Here is a 12,135-nt window from a genome sequence, read left to right as displayed (position 1 = left end):
CGCCGACAGGTCCCGTCCACCGGACCGGAAAACTAACCGAACCCCGCGTGGGCCGGTTGGTTGCCGGTGAGTCAGGTTTGCGTCAGTTCGAGCGATGTCACCGTTCGTCACGGTTGCGCGCACGCTCTGTCCCGCCCGTGGGTGTGACATGAAGGGATCGAGGGTGATATCCGCGTTAGATCGGAATTCACGGGATCCGAACTCAACTCACTGGCCCGCCACGGACGATGCGCGATTGCACCGGCCCGGAGCACCGATCGGGGCAACCGGACGGACGTACGGCGGATCTCAGCCAACGCTCAGGCTGCGAGCCGTACCGTGTGCCGCATGAGAGCGCCGTCGCCGGCCGCGTGGTTCCGGCGTGCCCTGCCCACCCGCCGTCGCGTGATCGCCGCGGCGGCGGTCGTCGTGCTGCTGGCGGTCGCCGTGACCTGGGCGGTGTGGCCGCAGGGATCGGACGTACGCACCCAGAGCGCGATGCTCACCGTCCGCTCCGGACCGTCCGGTGACCAGGCCGTCGACCTGGACACCACCCTCTACCTGCCGGATGGCGCGTCGTCCGGTCGGAAGGTCCCGGCGGTGCTGCTGGCGCACGGGTTCGGCGGGACCAAGGAGTCGGTGCGTTCCGACGCCGAGGAGTTCGCGGGGCGCGGCTACGCGGTGCTCACCTGGACCGCGCGGGGTTTCGGTCGCAGCGGCGGCGAGATCCACCTGGACAACCCGGACTACGAGGTGCGCGACGCCCAGCGGCTGCTGGACTGGCTGGCCGCCCGGCCCGAGGTGCGCACCGACGCCCCCGGCGACCCGAAGGTAGGCGTGGTCGGCGGCTCGTACGGCGGCGGGTTGGCGCTGCTGCTGGCCGCCCAGGATCGCCGGGTGGACGCGATCGTGCCCATGATCACCTGGAACGACCTGTCCCGGGCGTTCCTGCCGGAGAGCACCGGCGGAGCGCCCACCGAGGGCGTGTTCAAGAAGGGCTGGGCGGGTCTCTTCTTCGGTGGGGGCGGCAACGTGGGCTCCGGCCCGGCCGGGCTCTCCGGTGCGACAGCCGCCCAGCCGCAGGGGGCGCCGGCGTCGGCCGGCCCGCCCAGCCCGGGGCCGGGCCAGGGTCCGGGCACCGGTTCCGGGGGCGCCCCGGCCGCCGCCGCCGATCCGTCCTGCGGACGGTTCGCCGCCGACGTGTGCGCCGCGTACCTGCGGATCGCCACCGCCGGCCGCGCCGACCAGGCGGCCGTGGACCTGCTGCGCCGCTCCAGCCCGGCGGGTGTCCTGGATCGGATCAAGGCCCCCACCCTGTTGGTGCAGGGCGAGGCGGACACCCTCTTTCCCCTCGACGAGGCGGACGCGAACGCGAAGGGCATCGCCGCCACCGGCACCCCGGTACGCGTCGCCTGGTTCACCGGCGGACACGACGGCGGCAGCGGACCCCGCTCCGACGAGGACCGGGTGAAGTTCCTGACCGTCCAGTGGCTCGACCACTACGTCAAGGGCGAGGGGAACGCGCCGGGCGACGACTTCACCTGGTCGCGGATCGCCGGCTTCGACGCGCTCGACCGGGGTCTGGTAGCCACCGGTTTCCGCCGCGCCGACTATCCGGGCCTGGCCGGCAACGCCCGCCGCGACGTCACGGTCGCCGGCCCGGCACAGCCGATCGCCAATCCGCCGAACGGCAACCCGGCCGCCATCTCCTCGATCCCGTTCGCCGGTGGCCTCGCCTCGCTGCTGGACGGGGTGGCCGGTGACGTGCCCGGCCAGCACGCACGCTTCGAGTCGGCGCCGCTTACCGAGGCGGTCGACGTGGCGGGAGCGCCCACGGTGGCCGTCCGGGCCGCCTCGCCGACCGGGGAGGCGGTGCTCTTCGTCAAGCTCTACGACGTCGACCCCGACGGTACGGCGACGCTCCCGAACGGGCTGGTGGCCCCCATTCGGCTCACCGGCCTGCCGAAACAGGTCCAGGACGCCCGCCCGGTCACCGTGACGCTGCCCGGGATCGTCCGCCGGGTCGAGGCCGGGCACCGGCTGCGACTGGTGATCGCCAGCTCCGACCAGGCGTACACCACCCCGGCCGCGCCCACCGTCTACACGGTGGCAGCGGACGGCGCGGTCAGCCTGCCCACAGTCGCCGGCGAGCCGATCCCCACCGCGGCGACGATCTGGCGCTGGGTGCTGGCCGGCCTGCTGGCCGCCATCGTGATCGGGCTCGTCGTGGTCGTCGCCGTGGTCCGCCGCCGGCACCGACGCCAGGACCGCTCCGTGCATCAGGAGTACGCGGACACCCCGTTGGCCGTGCGCGCGCTGCGCAAGGAGTACGCGGACGGCTTCGTCGCCGTGTCGAACGTGGACTTCGAGGTGCACCCGGGTCAGGTGGTGGGTCTGCTCGGGCCGAACGGCGCCGGCAAGACCACCACCCTGCGGGTGCTGATGGGGCTGACCCAGCCGACCGCCGGGGAGATCTACGTGTTCGGCCGACGGCTGGTGCCCGGCTCGCCGGTGCTGTCCCGGATCGGGGCGCTGGTGGAGGGGCCCGGATTCCTGCCGCACCTGTCGGGTCTGGACAACCTGAAGGCGTACTGGCGGGCCACCGGCCGGCCCTGGGAGGACGCGCACTTCGACGCGGCCCTGGAGATCGCCGGGCTGGGCGACTCGGTGCACCGAAAGATCAAGAACTACAGCCACGGCATGCGTCAGCGGCTCGCCATCGCCCAGGCCATGCTGGGCCTTCCCGAGCTGCTGGTGCTGGACGAGCCGACCGACGGGCTCGACCCGCCGCAGATCGCCGAGATGCGCCGCGTCCTCCAGCGCTACGCCACCGATGGTCGGGCGGTGCTGGTCTCCAGCCATTTGCTGGCCGAGGTCGAGCAGACCTGCACGCACGCCGTGGTCGTGAACAAGGGCCGGATCGTGGCGTCCGGGCCGGTGCAGGAGATCGTGGGCGAGTCGCCGAGCGTGCTGTTCGACGTCTCCGACCCGGTGGCGGCGCGGGCGGTACTGGACCGGCTGCACGGCGTACGCGTGCTGCCGGAGAGCGACGGGCAGCTCGTGGTGGACACCAACGGCACCGCCCGCAGCGAAGTGGTGGCCGAGCTGGTGCGCGCCGGCATCGGCGTGGACCGGGTGGTGCCCCGGCGACGCCTGGAGGACGCGTTCCTCGCCCTGGTGGGCGACAACTCACGGGGAAGCGGTGACAGGTGATGGTTGGATCTCCCGTCGAGGCACCGGTGGGCGTCACCGACCCGGCCGGTGCGGCCCGGGGCTACCGGCCCTCGGCCACCATGCCCTTCGCGGCGGAGTTCCGCCGGCAGGCGTCCCGGCGGCGGACCCAGCTCGCACTCGGGTTCATGGTGCTGCTGCCGCTGATCATCCTGGTCGCCTTCCAGTTCAACTCCGGCGGTGACGACGACAACGGCAACAACGAGTTCGCCAGCCTGGTCGACCTGGCCACCTCTGGAGGGCTCAACTTCACCCTCTTCTCCATCTTCGTGTCGGCGTCGTTCCTGCTGGTGGTCGTCGTCGCGCTGTTCTGCGGCGACACGGTGGCCAGCGAGGCGAGCTGGGGCAGCCTGCGCTACCTGCTTGCCGTTCCGGTGCCCCGGGCCCGCCTGCTGACGGTGAAGCTGGTGGTCGCGCTCGCGTACTCGGGTCTGGCCCTGCTGCTGTTGGCCGGCACCGCCCTGCTGGCCGGCACCCTGCGCTACGGCTGGTCGCCGCTACGCAGCACCGTCGCCGCCGAGCTGGAGCCGGGCGAGGGGCTGCTCCGGCTGCTGGCCGTGCTCGGCTACCTGGCGGTCGTACTCCTGGTGGTGGCCGGTCTTGCGTTCCTGCTGTCGGTGACGACGGACGCCGCACTGGGCGCGGTCGGCGGAGCGGTCCTGCTCTGGATCCTGTCCAGCATCCTGGACCAGATCACCGCCCTGGGCGCGCTGCGCGACTTCCTGCCGACCCACTTCAGCACCGCCTGGCTGGGACTGCTGTCCACGCCGGTGCAGACCGACGATGTCGTCCGGGGCTGCATCTCGGCGATCAGCTACGCCACGCTGTTCTGGGGATTGGCGTTCTGGCGGTTCACCCGCAAGGACATCACGTCGTAGCCGCCCTCCAGGCGCTGACGCCGATCCGGCCGGTGTTGCCCACGTCGACGGGCCCATCCGGGTCGATCTCCTGGGCCGGCTGCCCGGCGGCGGGCGCGACAGTCAGGTACGCCCCGGCGGTGGCCACCACTTCGGAATCGGTGACCAGGTTGCGCCACAGGACGGTGGCGACGGCCCGCTCGCCCCTCTGTAGCGTCACCGGCTTCGGCGGCTGGTCGAAGCCCGACGTGATCTCCTTTGCACCGTTGACCACACTCAGGATGATCGGCTTGCGCTGCTCGTCCAGGACCCACAGCACGGGGTAGCCGTTGAGCTGGTAGGGGCGCCCACCGCAGTTGATCAGTTCCACGCCGAGGGCGCGCAGGCCCATCGCCGCGTCCCCTCCGGTGGACCGGATCCGTACGCCGGAGGCCGGGCAGTTGGCCAGCGGGTCGACGCTCGCCGACGGGGTCGCGGTCGCGCGCGGGGGCGGCGGCGGGCCCGGGGGGTCCCCGCCCTGGTTGCGATGATGATCGTCGATGGTGCAGGCGCTGAGCAGGAGAGCCGCCGCGACCGCCGCGCAGGCCCGTCGCCGTGCTGCCGTCTGGGTGATCATGCGCTGATCCTCGCCCACGAGAGCGTCCCCCGCCGCCCGCCCCCCCGCACGCGCCGTCCGTCCGGCCCGTGCGGGTCGCCCTCGCGTGCGGCCGGCGCGCCGTCCGTCCGGCCCTCGCGCGTTGCCCGCGTGCCACCCGCGCAGCCCCGTGCAGCGAAGCGCGTCCCGCACGTGTACCGCTGTTCGAAGCCTGTAGAGCTGCCCCACATCCGGGGCGGCGTCACCGCTGCCCCATTCGCGGGGCAGCTCGACAGGCTGTACAGACAGCTCGACAGGCTGCGCGGCCTGCATGGCAGGGGCAGTGCGTTCAGGTCGGGGGCGGTCCCTCGGCGAGGTCGGCTGGCGCCCCGCTCGGGGCCTGCGGGCACGGAGGTGCAGCTCGCGTGGCGCTGTCCACTCTGGCGGGCGCGCACCGCCGAGCACGGGTCCCGAAATATTTCGGTCGGGGATTTTCCCACTGGCAAGGAATTTATTATCCTGGATACATTCGTGCCTCACCATTGAAGACATCTATCCCCTTCGATGGAGGTCTCCATGAACGTCTCTCGGCTCGGCGGGCCGACCCTGTCCCTGTTCCGCATCGTGACCGGCCTGCTGTTCATGCTCCACGGCCTGTCCTCGGTCTTCGGGTTGTTCGGCGGCAACCCGATGACCGGCGCGGCCATACCCTTCGGCTCCTGGCCGGGCTGGTGGGCCGCGCTGATCCAACTGGTCTGCGGCGCGCTGGTGCTGGCCGGGCTCTTCACCCGGCCCGCCGCGCTCCTCGCCTCCGGCTCGATGGCGTACGCCTATTTCGTGGTCCACCAGCCCGAGGACCTGCTTCCGCTGCACAACGGCGGTGAGCTGTCGGCGCTCTTCTGCTGGTCGTTCCTGCTGGTCGCGGCACTCGGCTCGGGCCCCTGGGCGCTCGACGCGCTGTTCGCCCGGCGTCGCGCCGACGCTCCGCCGGCGGCGGTGGCCGAGCCCAGTCCCGTCTCTGCCTGACCGCCCCGTACCGCGCGCCGCCGGAGCCTCGACGAGGCGGCTTCGGCGGCGCGCCCGCGTGGCGGCGTCAGGCTGGAGGGCGCGGGGTGAGGACCGCGTCCAGCAGGCCCGGATACCGCTTGTCGACCTCGTCGCGGCGGAGTCGGACCAGCCTGCTGGTGCCGGCGGCCCGGGTGCGGGTCAGGCCCGCCTCGCGCAGCACCTTGAGGTGGTGACTGCGGGTCGCCTTGGAGACGCCGAAGTCGAAGCTGCCGCAGGCGGCCTCGCCGCCCTCGGCGAGCGCCCGCACGATCTGCAGCCGCACGTCGTCGGCGAGTGCGGCCAACACGGCGGTGACCGGTACGGCGGTCAGGTCGGGTTCGTGCGGCTCCATGTGACCAGTCTAACCCTTGTTCGACAACTATCGAACAACACCCTATGGTCGGTGTCGTTGGTTCGAAGATACTCGAACATTGGAGCTGACGATGCGATCCCGCGCCGCCGCCTATCCGCTGCTCGCCGTGCTCGCCTGGGGCGCGATGTTCCCGATCCTGGCCAGCGCGCTGAGCCGGGTCGACCCGCTCAACCTGACCACCGCCCGCTACCTGCTCGCCGCCGTCATCCTGGTCGCCATCCTGCTGCTCCGCGAAGGCTCGGCCGCGCTGCGGCTCGGCGGGCGGGGGGTGGAGGTCGTGGTGCTCGGCGTCGTCGGCTTCGCCGGCTTCAACCTGCTCACGAACCTGGCGCTCGAACACGCCGCCCCGCAGCAGATCTCCCTCTTCGTGGCCACCACGCCGGTCGTCACCCAGCTGGTCCGGTGGGCCCGGGACGGCGTACGACCGAAGCCGCTCCTGCTGGCCCTCTCCCTGGTGGCGCTCCTCGGCGTCGGCCTGGTGATCACCCGCGGGAGCCTGGCCGGGCTCGGCCAGTTCGGTCTCGGCGGGCTCATGATGATCGGCGCGGTGCTCGGTTGGGGCATCTACACCCACGGCGCCAGCCGGTTCGGCGCCTGGTCGCCGCTGCGCTTCACCACGCTCACCGCGCTCGCCGGCACGGCCGCCATGCTGGCCGCGAGCATCGGCGCCGACGCCTTCGGGTGGCAGCACGCGCCGGCCGCCGCCGACCTCGTGGCGGTCACCCCGCAGCTGGCGTACGCCGTGATCGTCGCCGCCGTCGTCGCGGTGCTGGCCTGGAACACGGGTGTGCAGCGGCTGGGCGCTGCCAACGCCGCCCTGTTCATGAACCTGGTCCCGGTCACCACGTTCGTCGTGCAGATCGCCCGGGGTTACCGGCCGGAGGCGATCGAGCTGGTCGGCGCCGCGATCACCATCGCCGCTCTGGTCGCCGCGAATCTCGCCACCAGGGCGCGGACCCGGTCGTCGTCCCTGCCGCAGTCCAGCGCGGTCACCGACCCGGCCGCGGTGGTCGACCCGGTGGCGGTGGCCGCCCGCTGACCCACTCCCTGGGATACCAGGTGGAGGCCACCGGCAACGTTGCCTAGACTCGACGACACAACTGCATACCTCATCCAGAGGGGCTGAGGGATACGGCCCGACGACGCCCCGGCAACCACCCCGCGCGCTCATCGCTGAGCGACAGGCGGGGCAGGTGCCAATTCCGTCCCCGCCGCACCGTGCGATGCGGGGAAAGATGAGAGGACTCGACATGACGTCGACGCTCGCCGCCTCCGGGATCGACACCTCCGCCAGCCCCGCCCGCGCCCTGGTCTGCCGCGCCTGTTCGGCGCGCTACCCGCTCGCCGCGCAGCACGCCTGTTACGAGTGTTTCGGCCCCCTCGAGGTGGACTACGACACCGCCGCCCTGGCCACGGTCACCCGGGAGCAGATCGAGGCCGGCCCGAACAACATCTGGCGGTACGCCGCGCTGCTGCCCGCCGGTCAGGACCCGGCCACCCGGGTCACCCTCGACCCGGGGCTGACCCCGCTGGTGGCGGCCCCGCACCTCGCCGCCGAGCTGGGCATCACCGCGCCGCTCTGGGTCAAGGACGACAGCGCCAACCCGACCCACTCGTTCAAGGACCGGGTCGTCTCGGTGGCGCTGACCGCCGCGAAGGCGCTCGGTTTCACGCGGTTCGCCTGCGCGTCCACCGGCAACCTGGCCAACTCGGTGGCCGCGCACGCCGCCCGCGCCGGCGTGCCCTCGGTCGTCTTCATCCCCAGCGACCTGGAGCAGGGCAAGGTCATCACCACCGCCGTCTACGGCGGCGAGCTGGTCGCCATCGACGGCTCGTACGACGACGTCAACCGGCTCTGCGGTGAGCTGGTGGAGACCGACGAATTCGAGGACACGGCGTTCGTCAACGTGAACGTCCGGCCGTACTACGCGGAGGGCTCCAAGACCCTCGGCTACGAGGTGGCCGAGCAGCTCGGCTGGCGCATCCCGGCCCAGGTGGTCATCCCGATGGCAAGCGGTGAGCTGCTCACCAAGATTGACAAGGCGTTCTCCGAGCTGGTCGAAATCGGCCTGGTCGAGGCGCCGGCCGGCGGCTGGAAGGTCTTCGGCGCCCAGTCGGCCGGCTGTAACCCGATCGCCACCGCGCTGCACGCCGACACCGACACGATCATCCCGGTCAAGCCCACAGGCATCGCCAAGTCGCTCAACATCGGCGACCCGGCCGCCGGCCTCTACGCCCTGGAGGCGGTCCGCCGCACCGGCGGTTGGATGGAGTACGCCGACGACGACGAGATCCGCGCCGGCATCCGTCAGCTCGCCCGCACCACAGGCGTCTTCGCCGAGACGGCGGGCGGGGTGACCGCAGCGGTGCTGCGCAAGCTCGTCGAGTCGGGTCGGCTCGATCCCACTGCGGAGACGGTCGTCTTCAACACCGGCGAGGGTCTGAAGACCATCGACGCGGTGGCCGGTCAGGTCGGCCCGACCCACCACATCAAGCCCAGCCTGCGCGCCGCGCGGGATGCCGGCCTCCTCGGCTGACCCGCGAGTCGTCCGGTAACTGGGTTTTCGCTGTGAGTGTGGAAAACCCGCCGCTCTGGACTTGACGGCAGGAACCGGACGGCGCAAGATGCTCCGTGCGGGAGGGCATTTCGCCGGAGACTTTTGAAGTTCTTGCGACCCAACGCCGGAGGCGTTGTGCGAGTGTCCCTCCCGACCACGTCCGATGGGGCCAGCGATTAATTCGCTGGCCCCATCGCTTTTCCGGCTGTCAGGCTCCCGGCATGAGCATCACGATCACGTCCTTCGACGGCACCGACCGGGTCGCGGTCGACGAGGCGTACCGGGTCGGGGTGGCGGCCAGCGAGGTCGACCTTCCGGACCTTCCGCCCTTCTGCCGGCGGCGCTTCGACGCGCAGTTCCACACGCCGGCCCCCGGCACCCGATCGCTCTGGGCGCTGGCCCGGCTGGACGGGGTGCCGGCCGGCTACCTCCAGCTCGACCTCCCGCAGCTCGACAACCCCGAGAACGCCACCGCCGAGCTGACGGTGCATCCCGAGCTGCGGCGGCGGGGCGTCGGCCGGGCACTGCACGAGTACGGCGTGCGCCTGCTGCGTGAGCACGGCCGCAAGCGGGTGGTTGCGGTGACCGTCTCCGCGCTGCCCGACGGGCCGGCCCGATCGGTGGCGGGCGACGCCTTCGCCGCCTCGACCGGCGCCCAGCCCGCACTCGCCGAGGTGCGACGCCGGCTGGAGATCGCCGACATCGACCGCGTCGCGCTGCGGGCGGCCCTGGCCGAGGCCCAGCCGCGGGCCGAGGGCTACCGGTCGGTCTGCTGGCAGGGGAACACCCCGCAGGAGTACGTGGCGGACGTCGCCTACCTGGACGGCCGGCTGATGATGGACGCGCCTCTGGGTGACGTGCAGTGGGAGCCGGAGCAGGTGGACGCCGAACGCATCCGGGGCAACGAGCGGGCGTTGGACGCGAAGGGCCGGCGGCGCTACCACCTCGGGATGCTCCACGAGGAGTCCGGCCGGTTGGTGGCCTGGACGCTGCTCGATGTGGGCGCCTCCGCCGACTGGCACGCGTACCAGCAGATCACCCTCGTCGACCCGGCCCACCGTGGGCACCGGCTCGGCCTGATCGCCAAGGCGGAGAACCTGCACCACCTGCTCACCCACGAGCCGGCGGTACGCGTCATCGACACCTGGAACGCGGCCAGCAACAGCTACATGGTGGCGATCAACGAGCAGCTCGGGTTCCGCCCGGTGGACGCCTGGACCGACTGGCAGCTCACCCTCTGACGGTTGGCGGCCCGGCCCCCGGCTCCTCCAGCCGCCGGGCCAGCTCGCGGACCGCGGCGTGGAAGTCCTCGTCCGGGATGAACCGGTGCGCCTGAACCGGGGGCGGCACGGTGTCGGTCGGCGGCACCAGCAAGGTCTTCGGGTCGCGTACCCAGCGGTCGACATGGCTCGCCGGATCGTCGGGCGCTTCCGCCTCGCCAGGCTGGAAGATCCGCCCGCCGATCGGGTCGGTGTACCGCCACAGGTTGATCCACCGCCAGGACAGGCCCGCACCCACCTCGCGTAGCACGTTGTCGTTGACGTACGCGGGGAAGTGCCGGGTGTACCTGTTGCCCAGCGGTGCGGCGTAGGTGAGCAGCGCGACCCGACGGCGGGAGTCGTCGGGAAGTTGCAGCACCGTCGCCGCGATCAGCACACTGCCGTGGCTCTGGCCGGAGAGCACCACCCCGCCCCCGTCGGCGGTGAGTTGCCCGATCCGGCGGGTCAGCTCGGGAACCGCCCGTTCGGCGTAACAGGGCGGGGCGAGGGGATGGGCGGCGCGTGGCCAGAAGGTGGCGAGGTCCCAGAGCACCCCGACCAGCCGGATCGGGCCGGACCGGTAGGCGACGAGTCCCGCCCCGGCCAGGAACAGGGCGAACAGGCCGATCAGCAGGGCGCCCAGATCGGTCACGAAGATCACCGGGCGGGCCAGCGACAGGCCACCCAGCCGCAGCGCGAGCGCACCCGGCCCCTGCCCTCGTACCGACAACCCCGCCGCCGTCAGGGTGAGCACCGCCAGCACCGCGTACGCCGTCGGGAGCAGCGGCCAGAGCCGGTCCGTCCGGGCGGCACGGGCGATGGCGTCCCGGACGGCCCGCACCCGCTCCGGCGGCACCCGGGACGCCTCGGGGAAGTCCCGCCGGACGAGCTCCTCGGCTGCCCGGAGCTGCCGCGCCCGACCGATCCGGCTGCCCAGCACCGCCACCAGGACCACCACCAGCACCGCCAGGGAGAAGCCGAGCGTGGCCCAGCGGTACGCGACGGGAGGCGAGAGCGGTGGCGCGCCGGGCGGCAGCGGCCGGACCGGTGTGGGGCTGGAGCCCCGGTCCAGGTATTCGGCGAGGGTGTAGGTCAGTCCGGACGAGTACGACACGGCGAGCCCGATCGCGATCGAACTCATCAGCGGGGCGCCCAGCCCGCTGATCACAAAACGCGGGCGCGGCAGGTGGTGACGTTGGGCCAGGACCACCAGTCCCAGCACCGCGAGCAGGACGACCTGCGCGGCGAAGAGCAGCGAGACCAGGGGACCGAAACCGGGCAGCGTGCCGGTGGCCGACCACGGCGGCCGGGGCCACAACGCGTAGCCCAGGGTCAGCGCCGTGAGCGCGATCGCCGTCCACCGCAGCCGCCGGGCGGTGAGCAGGCCCTGCTCGCCGTGCCCGTCCATCGCCGACCGGCAGAGCGCGACAAGCGCGGCGACGAGCAGCAGCCCGTCGGCGACCAGCAGCAGATAGCCGGGCGGGGCGGCGTCGTGCGGCGCCAGGACCGCAAGCAGCGTGGCGTCGAGCGTGCCCAGCGCCACGGCCACGTGCACCGAGCGCAGCCGGCGTAGCAGCGCCCGGTTGTCCCAGAAGGCGGGGGTGTCGAGCCGGTCCGCGCCCACCCCGGGCGTACGCACGCCGTCCTCGGGTAGCTGCGAGGTACGGGCGCCGGCCCGCCAGATGAGGGCGACCGCGATGATCGGCAGCACGGCCAGCAGGGCGAGGCGCTGACCCGGCGGCACGCCGCCCAGCCAGGAGATCTCCCGACGTCCCTCCAGACACCGCGGGTACGCCGCGCACTGCCAGGCGATCAGGTCCAGGGACGCGCCGACCGCGGAGAGCACGTACATCGCGGTCATCGACGCGGCAAGCAGACGGCAGAGCGCCCGAGCCACGCCGCCGGGCCGACCGGCCACCGGCAGCATCCAGACCGCGATGTTGCTGAGCATGAACGGCAGCAGCAGGACCAGCGAGAACGTCCGGGTCGCGGTGCCGCCGGTAAGCCTGCTCCAGCGGTACGCCTCAAGCGTCGGGCCGCCCGGACCCTCCGGATCGCCGAAGCCCGGCCGGGGTCGGTAGAAGCCGGCCTCGTCGTCCCCCGCGACCCGCGACACCACCGGCCGGTCGAGGATCGTCTCCGGACCCTTGTCGGCGACCCCGTGCACACGGATCTCCGTGATCCTCACCCGTTGTCCTCTCCTGGCCCGAGGACGGCGGGTACCCGTCGGCGTCACGACCAATCCCGGGCCGGGCCA

General features: G+C 72.5%; 9 protein-coding genes and 1 riboswitch. Of the genes, 6 read left to right on the top strand and 3 right to left on the bottom strand.

Annotation, left to right across the window (positions count from 1 at the left end; translation table 11 throughout):
* Positions 1-327 precede the first annotated feature (327 nt).
* Entirely contained in the window at positions 328-3,192 is a 2,865-nt protein-coding gene (locus AB0K10_RS17855) for an alpha/beta fold hydrolase (RefSeq protein WP_363684663.1), read from the top strand.
* Positions 3,192-4,088: an ABC transporter permease subunit gene (locus tag AB0K10_RS17850; protein WP_363684661.1), complete on the top strand. Its 897-nt coding sequence runs from the start codon at positions 3,192-3,194 to the stop codon at positions 4,086-4,088. Before AB0K10_RS17855 ends, AB0K10_RS17850 begins: the two co-directional genes overlap by 1 nt.
* On the opposite strand, the gene AB0K10_RS17845 is transcribed toward AB0K10_RS17850, so the two are convergent.
* Positions 4,078-4,683, bottom strand: a complete 606-nt coding sequence (locus tag AB0K10_RS17845) for a DUF4232 domain-containing protein (protein WP_363684659.1) — start codon at positions 4,681-4,683, stop codon at positions 4,078-4,080. The genes AB0K10_RS17850 and AB0K10_RS17845 overlap by 11 nt on opposite strands.
* A gap of 534 nt (positions 4,684-5,217) precedes the next feature.
* Between AB0K10_RS17845 and AB0K10_RS17840 the strand changes: the two genes are divergently transcribed.
* Complete coding sequence (locus tag AB0K10_RS17840) at positions 5,218-5,667, top strand: DoxX family protein (protein ID WP_363684657.1); 450 nt, start codon at positions 5,218-5,220, stop codon at positions 5,665-5,667.
* Between the two features lie 67 nt (positions 5,668-5,734).
* Here the strand turns inward: AB0K10_RS17840 and AB0K10_RS17835 are convergent, their stop codons facing one another.
* Positions 5,735-6,040 (bottom strand): metalloregulator ArsR/SmtB family transcription factor, encoded by a 306-nt coding sequence (locus AB0K10_RS17835; RefSeq protein WP_358103261.1) that lies wholly within the window; start codon positions 6,038-6,040, stop codon positions 5,735-5,737.
* A gap of 91 nt (positions 6,041-6,131) precedes the next feature.
* Between AB0K10_RS17835 and AB0K10_RS17830 the strand changes: the two genes are divergently transcribed.
* From AB0K10_RS17830 to AB0K10_RS17820, 3 genes are all read left to right on the top strand, one after another.
* Positions 6,132-7,100, top strand: coding sequence for a DMT family transporter (locus AB0K10_RS17830; protein WP_363684655.1), 969 nt, complete (start codon positions 6,132-6,134; stop codon positions 7,098-7,100).
* A 67-nt stretch (positions 7,101-7,167) separates the two neighbouring features.
* Positions 7,168-7,303, top strand: a riboswitch (SAM riboswitch).
* 8 nt (positions 7,304-7,311) lie between these two features.
* A complete protein-coding gene (gene thrC, locus AB0K10_RS17825) occupies positions 7,312-8,598 on the top strand; it encodes a threonine synthase (protein WP_363684653.1) in 1,287 nt (428 codons plus the stop codon).
* 242 nt (positions 8,599-8,840) lie between these two features.
* Entirely contained in the window at positions 8,841-9,860 is a 1,020-nt protein-coding gene (locus tag AB0K10_RS17820; RefSeq protein WP_363684651.1) for a GNAT family N-acetyltransferase, read from the top strand.
* Here the strand turns inward: AB0K10_RS17820 and AB0K10_RS17815 are convergent.
* Positions 9,850-12,066, bottom strand: a complete 2,217-nt coding sequence (locus AB0K10_RS17815; RefSeq protein ID WP_363684649.1) for a hypothetical protein — start codon at positions 12,064-12,066, stop codon at positions 9,850-9,852. The two genes, AB0K10_RS17820 and AB0K10_RS17815, sit on opposite strands and share 11 nt — an antisense overlap.
* Positions 12,067-12,135 lie beyond the last annotated feature (69 nt).

Origin of the sequence: Micromonospora sp. NPDC049274, from assembly GCF_040678875.1 — a bacterium.
Taxonomy (GTDB): domain Bacteria; phylum Actinomycetota; class Actinomycetes; order Mycobacteriales; family Micromonosporaceae; genus Micromonospora.
The sequence above is the reverse complement of the archived record's forward strand: the minus strand, read 5'-3'. Positions and strand labels throughout refer to the sequence as shown.

Coding starts and splice junctions, on each gene's coding strand:
- AB0K10_RS17855 (WP_363684663.1), top strand. CDS start 328: ATGAGAGCGCCGTCGCCGGCCGCGTGGTTCCGGCGTGCCCTGCCCACC.
- AB0K10_RS17850 (WP_363684661.1), top strand. CDS start 3,192: ATGGTTGGATCTCCCGTCGAGGCACCGGTGGGCGTCACCGACCCGGCC.
- AB0K10_RS17845 (WP_363684659.1), bottom strand. CDS start 4,683: ATGATCACCCAGACGGCAGCACGGCGACGGGCCTGCGCGGCGGTCGCG.
- AB0K10_RS17840 (WP_363684657.1), top strand. CDS start 5,218: ATGAACGTCTCTCGGCTCGGCGGGCCGACCCTGTCCCTGTTCCGCATC.
- AB0K10_RS17835 (WP_358103261.1), bottom strand. CDS start 6,040: ATGGAGCCGCACGAACCCGACCTGACCGCCGTACCGGTCACCGCCGTG.
- AB0K10_RS17830 (WP_363684655.1), top strand. CDS start 6,132: ATGCGATCCCGCGCCGCCGCCTATCCGCTGCTCGCCGTGCTCGCCTGG.
- thrC (WP_363684653.1), top strand. CDS start 7,312: ATGACGTCGACGCTCGCCGCCTCCGGGATCGACACCTCCGCCAGCCCC.
- AB0K10_RS17820 (WP_363684651.1), top strand. CDS start 8,841: ATGAGCATCACGATCACGTCCTTCGACGGCACCGACCGGGTCGCGGTC.